Source organism: Mesorhizobium sp. M7A.F.Ca.CA.002.04.1.1 (assembly GCF_004022805.1).
GTDB classification, from domain to species: Bacteria; Pseudomonadota; Alphaproteobacteria; order Rhizobiales; family Rhizobiaceae; genus Mesorhizobium; species Mesorhizobium ciceri.
Genome location: NZ_RZPL01000071.1, coordinates 1 through 12,826 on the forward strand (window position 1 = coordinate 1; position 12,826 = coordinate 12,826).

The following is a 12,826-nucleotide window of genomic DNA, read 5'->3' on the forward strand; positions in this document are numbered from 1 at the left end:
TTCGCTGATCGCGCAGAAGGTCAACGCCATCGCCATTTCGGCCAATGACGCCGACGCTCTGGTGCCGGTGCTGAAGAAGGCCATGGAACGCGGCATCACCGTCATCTCGTGGGATTCGGGCGTCGCCAAGGAAGGTCGCCAGCTTCACCTCAACCCGTCCGACACCGGCCTGATCGGCGAGACCATCATCAAGCTCGCCGCCGACCACCTGCCGGAAGGCGGCGAGGTCGCCATCCTGTCGGCCTCCTCGACCGCGACCAACCAGAACGCCTGGATCGACGCGGCCAAGAAGATCCTGCCGGAGAAGTTCCCCAAGATCAAACTCGTCGCCACCGTCTACGGCGATGACGATTCGGCCAAGAGCACCGACGAAGCCAAGGGCCTGTTGAAGTCCTATCCGAACCTGAAGGCGATCATCGCGCCGACCACCGTCGGCGTCGTTGCCGCCGCCCAGGTCGTCACCGACGAGAACCTGATCGGCAAGGTCAATGTCACTGGTCTCGCACTGCCGTCCGAGTTCAAGAAGTTCATCGACAACGGTTCCAGCCAGGCGGTTGCCCTGTGGAACCCGATCGACCTCGGCTACTCGGCCGTCTACCTCGCCCATGATCTGGCGGTGAAGAAGGAAGAGGCCAAGCCCGGCGCCACGCTGTCGATCGGCCGCGTCGGCAAGGTCACGCTCGACGACACCAACTCGGCTGCAATGGCTCCGCCCTTCCAGTTCGACAAGTCGAACATCGAAAAGTTTTCCAAGATCTATTGATCTGGAGTTCTCTAGAGCTGACGCGGCGGGGCTCACGTCCCGCCGCGGCTTTAAACGAACCTTGTTTCAGGGCTTGATACGACTATGGACACGACAGCCCAACACGGCGCGGTGAAGGAGCGGCCTCCGGCCCCGGCTCCACGCCTGACGCTGTCCGGCATCTCCAAGAGCTTTCCCGGCGTGCGCGCGTTGCACAATGTCAGCCTGTCGCTCTATCCGGGCCAGGTGACAGCGCTGATCGGCGAGAACGGCGCCGGCAAGTCGACGCTGGTCAAGATCATGACCGGCATCTACCAGCCCGACGGGGGCACGATCAGCATAGACGGCCACGCCGTCACCCTGCCCAGCGCGCATGCCGCCTTCGGCCATGGCGTCACCGCCATCCACCAGGAAACCGTGCTGTTCGACGATCTGAGCGTCGCCGAAAACATCTTTCTCGGCCACGCGCCACGCACGCGTTTCGGCACCATCGACTGGCGCACGATGCGCAAGAATGCGCGCGAAGTGCTGGACACCATGCATGCCGGCCATATCGACGCCGACGCGCGGCTGAAGGACCTCGGCATCGCCAACAAGCATCTGGTCGCGGTTGCGCGTGCCATGTCGATCGACGCGCAGATCGTCATCATGGACGAGCCGACCGCCGCGCTTTCCATGAAGGAGATCGAGGAGCTCTTTTTGCTGATCGAATTCCTCAAGAGCGATGGCAAGGCGATCCTGTTCATCAGCCACAAGTTCGACGAGATCTACCGCATCGCCGACCGCTACACGGTGTTCCGCGATGGCGAGATGGTCGGCGAAGGCCTGATCAAGGATGCCGGCCAGAGCCAGATCGTGCGCCTGATGGTCGGCCGCGCGGTCGATCACATCTTCCCGCAGCGCAAGGCCGAGATCGGCGCACCGGTGCTCTCCGTTTCCGGCCTGTCGCATCCGACCGAATTCAACGATATCGGCTTCGAACTGCACAAGGGCGAGATCCTCGGCTTTTACGGCCTTGTCGGCGCCGGCCGCAGCGAGGTGATGCAGGCGATATCGGGCATCACCCGCACCTCAGCCGGCACGATCACGCTGGAAGGCAAGACGATCGCGCCGAAATCGGCTGCGGATTCGATCGATGCCGGCATCGTCTACGTACCGGAAGAACGCGGCAAGCAAGGCGTGGTGATCGGCCTGCCGATCTTCCATAACGTCTCGCTGCCTTCGCTCAAGCGCACGTCGAAATCCGGCCTGCTGCGGCTGTCGGAGGAGTTCGATCTGGCCCGCTCCTACACCGAGCGACTCGACCTCAGGGCCTCTTCGCTCAGCCAGGATGTCGGCACGCTGTCGGGCGGCAACCAGCAGAAGATCGTCATCGCCAAATGGCTGGCGACGTCGCCCAAGGTGATCATCCTGGACGAGCCGACCAAGGGCATCGACATCGGCTCGAAGGCCGCCGTGCACGGCTTCATGGCCGAGTTGGTGGCGCAAGGCCTGTCGGTGATCATGGTGTCGTCCGAGCTGCCCGAAATCCTCGGCATGTCCGACCGTGTCGTGGTCATGCGCGAGGGGCTAGTCGCGGCGGTCTACGACAACAAGGGGCTGGACGCCGAGACGCTGGTTCGGACGGCAGCGGGGATCGCGGCATGAAGGCTTTCCTCAAATACCGCGAAATCTGGCTGGCTGCTGCCATCATCGTCTTGATCGGGCTGATCTCGACGCGTTTTCCGGCCTTCGCCGATCCGGCCAATCTGCGTCAGGTGTTCAACGACACCTCGATCCTGATGATCCTGGCGCTTGGCCAGATGGTGGTCATCCTGACCCGGTCGATCGACCTGTCGATGGCGTCCAACCTCTGCTTCACCGGCATGGTGGTGGCGATGCTGAACGCCGCGCATCCGGCGATCCCGATCCCGCTGCTGATCGTCATTGCGCTGGTCGTCGGCCTGGTGCTCGGCGCCATCAACGGCCTTTTGGTCTGGCGGCTGAACATCCCCTCGATCGTGGTGACGTTGGGCACGCTGACCATCTATCGCGGCGCCACCTTCGTCCTGTCCGGCGGTGCCTGGGTCAATGCCGACAAGATGAGCCCGGAGTTCATCGGCTTCCAGCGCGCGGCCTTCCTCGGCATTCCGGTGCTGTCGTGGATCGCCATCCTGGTCATTGCGCTGTTCTTCGTTGTGATGACACGCACCGCGCTCGGCCGCTCGATCTACGCAATCGGCGTCAACCCGACGGCGTCGGTCTATGCCGGCATCGATGTCGGCCGGACGAAATTCATCGTCTTCTGCATCTCCGGCATGATTGGCGGCCTGTCGGGCTATCTCTGGATCTCGCGCTACGTGATCGCCTCGGTCGAGGTCGCCAATGGCTATGAGCTCAACATCATCGCCGCCTGCGTCATCGGCGGCATCTCGATCGCCGGCGGCATCGGCTCGGTCGGCGGCGCGGTATTAGGGGCGCTGTTCCTCGGCATCATCTCCAACGCGCTGCCGGTCATCAACATCTCACCCTTCTGGCAGATGGCGATTTCGGGCAGCGCAATCATTCTGGCCGTCGTGCTCAATGCGCGCGGCGAGCGCCAGCAAGGCCGCATCATCCTCAGAAAGGTGGAGGCGTGACCGACAGCCCTGCCCCGCGCCACATTCCCGACCGGCTCGACAAGCCGCTGCGTTCGGCGATCTTTTCCTGGGAAGCGCTGCTGGTCGTGGTGGCCGTCGCCATCTTCGCCATCAACAGCTTCGCCTCGCCCTATTTCCTCGATCCGTACTCGCTGTCCGATCTGGCCTTCAATTTCACCGAGAAGGGCCTGATCGCCTTCGCCATGGCGCTGCTGATCATCTCGGGCGAGATCGATCTGTCGGTGGCCGCCATCATTGCGCTGGCGTCGACCATGATGGGCATGGCGGTGCAGGCCGGCGCCGGCACGCCAGTGCTGGTGGCAATCGGCATCGTTGTCGGGCTCGGCTGCGGCGCCTTCAACGGTCTGCTGGTGACAAGGCTCGGCCTGCCCTCGATCGTCGTCACCATCGGCACGATGAGCCTGTTTCGCGGCATCGCCTTCATCATCCTCGGCGACCAGGCCTACAAAGGCTATCCCTCAAGCTTCGCCTTCTTCGGCCAGGGCTATGTCTGGTGGGTGGTGTCGTTCGAGCTGGTGCTGTTCCTGATCGCGGCTGTCGTCTACTGGTTCCTCTTGCACCGCACGAGTTTCGGCCGACGCGTCTTCGCCATCGGCAACAATCCGGTCGCTGCGCAATTTTCCGGCGTGCGCGTCGGCCGCACCAAGTTCATCCTGTTTTGCCTGACCGGGCTGATGTCGGGCATCGCCTCGGTGCTGATCACCTCGCGCCTCGGTTCGACGCGGCCCTCGATCGCGCAGGGTTATGAACTCGAAGTCATCACCATGGTGGTGCTCGGCGGCGTCAGCATCCTCGGTGGCGCCGGCAGCATTCTGGGCGTCGTGCTCGCCGCCTTCATCATGGGGCTGGTGACCTTCGGGCTCGGCCTGCTCAATGTGCCGGGCATCGTCATGTCGATCTTCATCGGCCTGCTGCTGATCATCGTCATCGCCTTGCCGATCGTCTGGCGGCGGCTGCGCGGAGGGCGTTGATGGCCGAGAAATACGCGTTCAAGATGAAGCTGAAGCCCGGCATGAAGGCAGAGTACAAGAAGCGCCATGACGAGATCTGGCCGTCGCTGGTCGCGCTGCTGAAGCAGGCCGGCGTCTCCGATTATTCCATCCATCTCGACGAGGAGACCAATATCCTGTTCGGTGTGCTGTGGCGGCAAGACGACCACCGCATGGACGAATTGCCCGGGCATTCGGTGATGCAGCGCTGGTGGGCCCACATGGCCGACATCATGGAAACCAGGCCGGACAACGAGCCGGTGGCCGTGAAGCTGGAAACAATGTTCCATATGGCATGACTGCGATGCGCCACATCGCCGTCATCGACATAGGCAAGACCAACGCCAAGGTGGCGCTGGTCGACCTCGCTGCGTTGAGCGAGGTGGCGCTGCGCCGCATGGCGAATGCGCCGGTGCGGCAGGCGCCTTACCCACATCACGATGTCGAGGCCTTGTGGGCATTCATCCTCGAAAGCCTTGCCGGCCTCAACCGCGAACAGCGCATCGACGCCATTTCGATCACCACCCATGGCGCGACCGGCGTGCTGGTCGACGCGGCGGGTGAACTGGTGCTGCCGGTGCTCGACTATGAGTTCGACGGCCCCGACGGGATGGCCGAGGATTACGACGCGATCCGCCCGCCTTTTGCCGAGACCGGCACGCCGCGCCTGCCGCTCGGCCTCAATCTCGGAGCACAATTCTTCTGGCAGCAGAAGAGCTTCCCGGCGGAATTCGCCAGGGCCGCGGCGCTGCTGATGTACCCGCAATACTGGGCCTTGCGCCTGACCGGCATCGCCGCCAACGAGGTCACCTCGCTCGGCTGCCACACCGACCTGTGGAACCCGTGGACAGCGGATTTTTCATCCCTGGTCGAGAGGCTGGAGTGGCGAAGCCTGACGGCGCCGGTGCGGCCAGCCGGGGACCGCCTCGGCCCGATCCTGCCCGCTGTTGCGGTGCGAACCGGACTCGATCCGCAAACGCCGGTGTTCTGCGGTCTGCATGATTCCAACGCGTCGCTGCTGCCGCATCTGCTGTCCGACAAACCGCCTTTCTCGGTGGTCTCGACCGGCACCTGGGTGGTGTCGATGGCGGTCGGCGGCAAGCAGATTGTGCTGGATGCGGCGCGCGACACGCTGGTCAATGTCAACGCGCTCGGCGATCCCGTTCCCTCTGCGCGCTTCATGGGTGGCCGCGAGTTTTCGGTGCTGACAAAGGATCAGCCGGAGCCGTGGACCGAGGATGATGTCGGCGCCGTGCTGGCGCGAAAGATGCTGCTGCTGCCGTCGACCCAGCAAGGTTCGGGGCCGTTCCCGCACCATGCCGCGGCATGGCTCAACGCCGACGGCATCAACAAAGGCCAGCGCTTTGCCGCCATCTCATTCTATCTGGCCCTGATGACGGCGACCTGCCTCGACTTGATCGGTGCCGACGGCCCGACCACGGTCGAAGGCCCCTTTGCCCGCAACCGGCTCTTTGTCGGCATGCTGGCGGCAGCCACGGCGCGCGCCGTGGTTGCGTCGGAGGCCGCCACCGGCACCAGCATCGGCGCGGCGCTGCTGGCATGCGATCGGCCGGCGACGCACGGCAAGGGCGAAAGAATAGAACGGCCTATAGACCCAGCATGGGTCGACTATGTCAGCGCATGGCGGGCGGCAGTGGAAGTGCAGGGCTGATCAGAGAATCCGTTTGCCGAAGGCAGACATGACGAAGTTGACCGCGTCGGTGCCGATCCGCGGCTCCAGATCCGCCGTCAGGCCCGAAACATCCATCGACAGCAAGCCGCCGGAGAGCGCGATCGCCTCCATCGCCTGATGTGTTTCGCGCACGGTCAGCCCACCGGAGCCCGCAGCCCAGCCGGCGAATTCGGTCGCGGTCGGCGAATAGCTGACATGAAAGCCTTGCGTGCCTGATGTGGCGATACGGATCGCTTCATGCATCAGGTCGCGCATGCCCATGGCGTCGATATCGGTCATGGTGAAGGCGGAGACGCGCGAATCCTTCAGCACCCGCGCCTCGGCCGGATCGGCGTGGCGCAAGCCGACGATGACGACATTCTCCGGCGACAGTTGCGGCTGCAGGGCGCCCGCCTTGTGGTCGAGGCCAAGCGATCGCGCCAGGACCGAGCCTTCCGGCAGGTCGATGCCGTCCTCGTCCTCAGGCATCAGGGCGGCGATGGAATCGATCCAGATCAGGCCGAAGGAATGCGTGGCGCGCGCCGTTGCGGTCAGAGCCTTATGCGCGACGCGACGGTCGGTGCCGGCGGCCAGCCGGATCAGCCCCGATGGCGGCCGCTCGACATCGGCGAGTTCCACGACATCGAAATTCATCGCCTCCAGCCGCGCGCCGGTGCCTTCCCGGGCCAGGATGCCGGCAGCCCCCGGCCCGGCGGAGATCTGCACCATCTTGCGGCCGGAAAAATCCTCGACATCGTGCATCGGGGCCTTCTCGACATATTCCGAGGTCATCGCCAAAAGCATGGCGCCATAGCTCATGCGGAAGGCGACGCGGTCGCCGACGGCCAGCGGCGGGTCGGCATCGGCGACATCCAAAAGCAGATGGTCGCTGGAGGCGCCCAGCACCCGGATCCCCCTGGCGATCGGCGTCAGCCCCTCGACCAGCACGTCCTCGCGGCCGATATTGGCGATGGCGCGCAGCCTATCGCCCTCGTCGGGGAAGACCGGCTGGTTGCCGAAGGCGTCGTAGCCCGATTGGCCGATCGGCCGTGACGGCTTGAGCTTGACCTCGATGATGTCGCTGGTCAGCCGGCAGGCATCGGGCTCGAGCTCGGCCCATGGCACATCGCGGAAGGTTTCGACGCCACCTTGCAGGATCGCCTCGCCGACGCGCAGATTGTTGATGCCGGCCGGAAGCCTGCCTTCGAGCAGCAGCGGCAGCGACGACGAGGCGCCGCCGGAAATCACGTCGAGGCTTTTGCCGGACAGGCGCTCGGTCTTGTAGGCATGGGCGACGAGCTGCCCAAGGTTTTCCGGCGTCGGCATGATGGCGCCGAAGCAGCCGAGATTGGTGCCGATGCCGGCGATGCGCACGCCCTTGAACTGCAGGATCTGCTCAACCGTGGGGATCAGGTCGTTCGGCCAGATGCCTTCGCGGAGATCGCCGAGATCGATCATCAGCATGATGTCGTGGACGCGGCCCATGCGCTCGGCGATGCGCGAAACTTCGCGGATGGTGGCGAGTTCCGATTGCAGGCTGATGTCGACGGTGCGCACCACCTCCTCGACCCGCGCCATCGGCGGGCTGCGCAGCAGCATGATCGGTGCGTTGATGCCGCTGTCGCGCAGCCGGCGGATGTTCTCGAAACGCGATTCGGCGATGCCGGCGACACCGCCGCGCAGCATGGCGCGTGCCACTTGCGGCATGCCGCAAGTGCCCTTGGTGACGCCGAACACTTTTATGCCCGACAGCGCGCAGCGCTCGACGATGGTGCGCGCGTTGCGCTCGATGCGGCCAAGGTCGATGGCGACTTGCGGTCCCGACATCCTAGCCCCCGTAAACCAGCCCCTGCGGGTCGATCTCCGGCTTGCGGCCCGAAACGAGGTCGGCGAGGAATTTTCCCGAACCGCAGGCCATCGTCCAGCCGACATGGCCGTGGCCGGTGTCGAGATAGAGATTCTTGTAGCGCGCCTGGCCGATGACCGGCACCGAGTTCGGCATCATCGGGCGCAGACCCGCCCAGAACACAGCCCTCTTCTCGTCGAAGGCACCCGGGAAAAGATCCTTGCCGGTGCTGATGATCGTCTTGAAATCGGCGGGCTTGAAAGTGCGGTCGAAGCCGGTGAATTCGGCCGTCGAGGACATCCGCAAGCGGTTGCCCAGCCTTGAATAGCCGATCAGCCGGTCCTCGTCGGCGCCGCCCATGGTCGGTCCCCTGCTTTCGTCCTCCAGGGGAATCGTCGCGGTATAGCCTTTTACCGGATAGACAGGCAGGTCGATGCCGTAACGGCGCCCGAGCAGGCCGCTTTCCGGCCCCATCGAGATGACAACCGCATCGCCGGCGACCGGGCCGGCCGAAGTCATCACCGCGCGCACCCGGTCGCCCTCGATGTCGAGGCCTTCGACTGTCGTGCCGAACAGGAATTCGACGCCGAGCTTCTCGGCCGCATAGGCGGCCAGCCTGTCGACAAACTGCTTGGAATCTCCGGTCTGGTCGGTTGGCGAATAGACGCCGCCGGCAATCTTGTCCTTGACGCCGGCAAGGCCGGGTTCCAGCTCGACCAGCCGGTCGCGGCCGACGATTTCGATCGGCAGGCCGTGCTTGGCAAGATAACGGTAATTGTCGGTGCCGGTGTCGAGGCTCTTTTGCGAGCGGAAGAAATAGAGAATGCCCTTCTTGCGCTCGTCGTAATGGATGCCGGTCGCTTCCGAAAGCGCATTGATGCAGTCGCGCGAATAGAGCGCGAGCCTGAGCTTGATGTCGGTGTTGGCGCGCAGGCGCGCCACCGTGCACTGGCGCAGGAAACGCAGGCTCCAGGCGAGGAAATAGGGATCGAGGCGCAACCTGACCTTGATGCCGAGATCATGGTTGTAGAGCCCGCGCAGGAAGGTCTTCAAAGCCGCCGGCGAGGCCCAGGCGGTGGCGTCACCCGGTGACACCAGGCCGGCATTGGACTGGCTGGTGCCTTGTGCCGCCGCCGGATGGCGCTCGATCACCGTCACCTCATGGCCGTCGCTGGCCAGATAATAGGCGGCCGCCGTACCGACGACACCGGCCCCGAGCACCGTTATTTTCATGCCATCCCCCCAAGATCTCCTCGCGGCGCCGCGCGTCCGCGCCTTGCCGCGAACGCCTTCAATAGCGCTTCACTGCCCGGCTTGCGAGCCCTTGGGAGAACCCGGCTCAGCCGCGCGCGGAGTTCTTGCCGGTCAGGATGCGCTCCCAGGCGAGCGCATCGGCGACGATCTGGTCGAGATCGTCGCGTTGCGGGGTCCAGCCGAGCTCGGCGCGGGCGAGATCCGAATTGGCGACAACCGCCGCGGCGTCGCCAGGGCGGCGATCACCCATCTTCACCTCGAAATCATGGCCAAAGGCGCGGCGCACGCTGTCGATGACCTCCAGCACCGAATAGCCATGGCTGTAGCCGCAATTGGCGACGAGGCTCTGTCCCCCGGCGCGCAGCCGCTGCAAAGCCAGGCGATGCGCCGCCGCCAGGTCGCTGACATGGATGTAGTCGCGCATGCAGGTGCCGTCCGGCGTAGGATAATCGGTGCCGAACACCTGCATGAACGGCCGCTTGCCGAGTGCCGTCTCGCAGGCGACCTTGATCAGATGGGTTGCGCCCGGCGTCGACTGGCCGGTGCGGCCCTTCGGGTCGGCGCCGGCGACGTTGAAGTAGCGCAGCGCCGTATAGCGCAGGCCATGCGCGATCGACGCGTCGCGCAGCATCCACTCACTCATCAGCTTGGACAGGCCATAGGGCGATTCCGGCGCCAGGCGGGCGTCCTCGCGCACCGGCTCCAGCCCGGCGCCGCCGTAGACGGCGGCGGTCGAGGAAAAGATGAAATTGGGCACGCCTTCGCGCACCGCGGTTTCGATCAGCGTGCGCGTCTTCGAGGTGTTGTTCTCATAATAGCCGAGCGGGTCGGCGACCGATTCCGGAACCACGATCGAGCCGGCGAAATGAATGATCGCGTCGACCTTGTTCTCCCTGATGACCGCGCCGACCAATTCCTTGTCGGCGACATCGCCGACGACCAGCTTGGCCTCCGGCGCCACTGCCCATTCGAAACCGGTGGAAAGACGGTCGAGAACGACCACGCTTTCGCCGGCATCCAGCAGCTCCCAGACCATATGGCTGCCGATGTAACCGGCGCCGCCTGTCACCAAAACTGTCATCCGCGTCCTCGCTTATCCAAGATTTATCGGAAACTGTCTCAACCCCGCTCTACTGGAAAGCCCGCCGCATGGCCATTGGAACCCCCTGGTAACCGGCATTGCCGGCCAGTGGCATTGTCCTGAAACAAAGTTCATCCACATCAAGGGAATAGGCCACGATCCGCGGTCGTTAGGAACAGGTCCGGGGCGTGGCATTTTGACCAAAAAGGCCAGGTGGACGACCAACGGGCCAATGATTATGATCCCGCGCAAAAATTGGGAAGTCGACATGAACTATCAGCGGTTCTTCGAGGAAGCGATCGACCAGCTCCATGCCGAGCGTCGCTACCGCGTTTTCGCCGACCTCGAGCGGATCGCGGGCAAGTTCCCGCGCGCCATCTGGCGTTCCAATGGCCGTGCCGAGGAAATCACCGTCTGGTGCTCCAACGACTATCTCGGCATGGGCCAGCATCCCGACGTCATCGCCGCGTTCCAGAATACCGCTGGCAAGATGGGTTCGGGCGCCGGCGGCACCCGCAACATTTCCGGCACCTCGAACCCGCTGGTCGAGCTTGAGGTGGAGCTTGCCGATCTGCACGACAAGGAAGCGGCACTGGTCTTCACCTCCGGTTTCGTCTCCAACGAGGCCTCGATCTCGACCATCGCGAAGCTTTTGCCCAACTGCCTGATCATCTCGGACGAATTGAACCACGCCTCGATGATCGAAGGCGTGCGGCGTTCCGGCGCCGAAAAGAAGATCTTCCGCCACAATGACGTGGCGCATCTGGAAAGCCTTTTGCAGGCGGCGGGGCGCGAACGTGCCAAGCTGATCGTCTTCGAAAGCGTCTATTCGATGGATGGCGACATCGCGCCGATCAAAGAGATCGTCGAACTCGCCGAGCGCTACAACGCCATGACCTATATCGACGAGGTCCATGCCGTTGGTATGTACGGGCCGCGCGGCGGCGGCATCACCGAGCGCGAAGGCCTGGCCGACCGCATCGACATCATCGAAGGCACGCTGGCCAAGGCATTCGGCACGCTGGGCGGCTACATCACCGGCACCAGCGCTGTGATCGACGCCGTGCGCTCCTATGCGCCGGGCTTCATCTTCACCACGGCACTGCCGCCGGCGATCGCTGCCGCCGCGGCCGCTTCGATCCGCCATCTCAAGCGCTCGCAGGCCGAGCGCGACGCCCAGCAGCAGCAGGCCGCGAGAACCAAACACATCCTGTCGGCCGCCGGCCTGCCGGTGATGGATTCGCCGACGCACATCGTGCCGCTGCTGGTCGGCGATCCCGAGGCCTGCAAGATGGCCAGCGACCGCCTGCTCGGCGTGCACGGCATCTACATCCAGCCGATCAACTACCCGACCGTGCCGCGCGGCACCGAGCGGCTGCGCATCACGCCAACGCCGTTCCATTCCGATGCGCTGATCGCCGAATTGCAGGATGCGCTGGTCGAGACCTGGGATGCGCTCGGTATCCCCTACGGCTCCGCCGGTCGGCCTTCGGTGGCCAAGAGCGACCGCATCATTCCATTGCTGGTGCCCAAGTCAGGCGGCTGATGCCGTTTGGAACTCTACTCCGGCGGCCATCTGGCTCGCCGGAGCGATTTCAATTCGGGCTTCGTCAGCGGCTCAGGCGTTCTTCATCCACTTCGCCAGCCGGTGTGCCGCTTCCTCGATCTGGTCGAGACGGCGGTGGAAGCACAGCCGCAAAAACGCCTCGCCGCCGGGGCCGAAAGCGGTGCCTGGCGCCAGGCCGACATTGGCCTTGTCGACGATGTCGAAGGCAGCGGTGCGTGAATCGGTGATGCCCTCGACGGTGAAAAACAGATAGAACGCGCCCTGCGGCACCGTAAACCCAGCGCGGCCGGTGGCGCCGAGGATGCCGCAGACAAGGTCGCGCGCCTTGCGCGCCCGCTCCACCTGTTCGGCGACGAAGGCGTCGCCCTCGTCAAGGGCGGCGACCGCACCGCGCTGCATGAACTGGGCGACGCCGGAGCTCGAATACTGGATCAGGTTCTCGAACACCTGCTGCAAGCTCGGATGCGTCTTGATCCAGCCGACGCGCCAGCCGGTCATCGCCCAGTTCTTGGAAAAGGAGTTGACGTACAGGATACGGTCTTCCGCCGACGCTATGTCGAGGAAGGACGGCGCGCGGCCGTGGCCGTAGTGGAACAGTGAATAGATCTCGTCGGCGATGATCCAGAGGTTTTTCGCGCGCGCCAGAGCGAGGATCGCCTGCAAGGTCTCGTGATCGGCGGTCCAGCCGGTCGGATTCGACGGCGTGTTGATGAACAGCGCCTTTGTGCGCGGCGTGATCGAAGCGGCGATCTTCTCGACGTCGCAGGACCAGCCATTGCCGGAATGATCGAGCGTGACCGCGACTGGAACGGCTCCCGCTATCCCTGCTGCGGCATCGAAATTCGGCCAGGCCGGCGACAGGTAGACCACCTCGTCGCCGGCGCCGGCGAGCGCGTCGAGCGCCAGCTGGATGGCATGCATGCCGGAGCCGGTGACGATGAATTCTTCCTCCGGGAAATTCTTGCCGAAATGCCTGGCATAGTAACGGGAGAGTGCCTGCCTGAGATCGGGGATGCCCCTTTGCCAGGTGTAGAAT

At 64.4% G+C, this 12,826-nt stretch carries 11 protein-coding genes; 7 read left to right on the forward strand and 4 right to left on the reverse strand.

The genetic code is table 11. From position 1 onward, the window contains the following. The 6 genes from rhaS to ENZ75_RS06150 form a co-directional block, all read left to right on the forward strand. Positions 1 to 763, forward strand: a 763-nt coding sequence (gene rhaS, locus ENZ75_RS06125) for a rhamnose ABC transporter substrate-binding protein (protein WP_128277963.1), incomplete at its 5' end; no start/stop codon positions are given. Positions 764 to 847: 84 nt separating this feature from the next. Next, positions 848 to 2,389 (forward strand): sugar ABC transporter ATP-binding protein, encoded by a 1,542-nt coding sequence (locus ENZ75_RS06130; protein ID WP_063170033.1) that lies wholly within the window; start codon positions 848 to 850, stop codon positions 2,387 to 2,389. After that, positions 2,386 to 3,360, forward strand: a complete 975-nt coding sequence (locus ENZ75_RS06135; RefSeq protein ID WP_013533601.1) for an ABC transporter permease — start codon at positions 2,386 to 2,388, stop codon at positions 3,358 to 3,360. The genes ENZ75_RS06130 and ENZ75_RS06135 overlap by 4 nt, the downstream gene beginning before the upstream one ends. Further along, entirely contained in the window at positions 3,357 to 4,352 is a 996-nt protein-coding gene (locus tag ENZ75_RS06140) for an ABC transporter permease (RefSeq protein ID WP_128277964.1), read from the forward strand. The genes ENZ75_RS06135 and ENZ75_RS06140 overlap by 4 nt, the downstream gene beginning before the upstream one ends. Next, positions 4,352 to 4,669, forward strand: coding sequence for an L-rhamnose mutarotase (rhaM, locus tag ENZ75_RS06145; RefSeq protein ID WP_024503130.1), 318 nt, complete (start codon positions 4,352 to 4,354; stop codon positions 4,667 to 4,669). Before ENZ75_RS06140 ends, rhaM begins: the two co-directional genes overlap by 1 nt. Further along, complete coding sequence (locus ENZ75_RS06150) at positions 4,666 to 6,042, forward strand: FGGY-family carbohydrate kinase (protein ID WP_063170031.1); 1,377 nt, start codon at positions 4,666 to 4,668, stop codon at positions 6,040 to 6,042. Before rhaM ends, ENZ75_RS06150 begins: the two co-directional genes overlap by 4 nt. Here ENZ75_RS06150 and ENZ75_RS06155 read toward each other — a convergent pair whose 3' ends face one another. The 3 genes from ENZ75_RS06155 to galE form a co-directional block, all read right to left on the reverse strand. Next, a complete protein-coding gene (locus ENZ75_RS06155) occupies positions 6,043 to 7,869 on the reverse strand; it encodes an alanine racemase (protein ID WP_063170030.1) in 1,827 nt (608 codons plus the stop codon). It lies immediately after the preceding gene. 1 nt (position 7,870) lies between these two features. Beyond that, on the reverse strand, positions 7,871 to 9,121 hold the full coding sequence (locus tag ENZ75_RS06160) for a D-amino acid dehydrogenase (RefSeq protein WP_063170029.1): 1,251 nt from the start codon (positions 9,119 to 9,121) through the stop codon (positions 7,871 to 7,873). Between the two features lie 106 nt (positions 9,122 to 9,227). Next, complete coding sequence (gene galE, locus ENZ75_RS06165; protein ID WP_063170028.1) at positions 9,228 to 10,223, reverse strand: UDP-glucose 4-epimerase GalE; 996 nt, start codon at positions 10,221 to 10,223, stop codon at positions 9,228 to 9,230. A gap of 268 nt (positions 10,224 to 10,491) precedes the next feature. Between galE and hemA the strand changes: the two genes are divergently transcribed. Further along, positions 10,492 to 11,769: a 5-aminolevulinate synthase gene (gene hemA / locus ENZ75_RS06170; protein ID WP_063170463.1), complete on the forward strand. Its 1,278-nt coding sequence runs from the start codon at positions 10,492 to 10,494 to the stop codon at positions 11,767 to 11,769. 72 nt (positions 11,770 to 11,841) lie between these two features. Here hemA and ENZ75_RS06175 read toward each other — a convergent pair. Beyond that, positions 11,842 to 12,826, reverse strand: a 985-nt coding sequence (locus ENZ75_RS06175) for a pyridoxal phosphate-dependent aminotransferase (RefSeq protein WP_245481132.1), incomplete at its 5' end; no start/stop codon positions are given.